Source organism: Xanthomonas pisi DSM 18956 (genome assembly GCF_001010415.1).
GTDB lineage: Bacteria > Pseudomonadota > Gammaproteobacteria > Xanthomonadales > Xanthomonadaceae > Xanthomonas > Xanthomonas pisi.
In genome coordinates this window covers 1-388 of sequence record NZ_JPLE01000115.1, presented here as the reverse complement: position 1 = coordinate 388, position 388 = coordinate 1, and the positions used below count along the sequence as shown (strand labels likewise).

Annotated in this window: 1 protein-coding gene; it reads left to right on the top strand. The window is 64.9% G+C overall.

Going from position 1 to position 388, the window contains the following annotated elements:
• Positions 1 to 355: aspartyl/asparaginyl beta-hydroxylase domain-containing protein (locus tag Y887_RS17165; protein WP_046965503.1), on the top strand; the 355-nt coding region annotated here is incomplete at its 5' end.
• Positions 356 to 388 lie beyond the last annotated feature (33 nt).

Here is a 388-nt window from a genome sequence, read left to right as displayed (position 1 = left end):
CGGCCAGCGCCATAGCTGGCGCGACGGCGAGTGGACCATGTTCGACGAGACCTATATCCACCACGCGCGCAACGACACCGACCAGGACCGCATCATCCTGTTCTGCGATATCGAACGCCCGATGCGCTGGCGCTGGGCTGCGGCGCTGAATCGCTTCGTCGGCCGCAGCCTGCTGTCGGCCGGCGCCTCGCCCAATCAGGAGGGCGACAAGACCGGTGGCATCAACCGCGTGTTCCGCTATTTCTACGCGGCGCGCCTGAAGGCCAAGGCGCTGAAAGAGCGCAACAATCCGCTGTACCAGGTACTCAAGTGGAGCATCTTCGTGCTGGTGGTGGTCGGCATCGTGCTGCTGTAACGCCCGACCAAGCGCGTAGGAGCGCACCAGGGC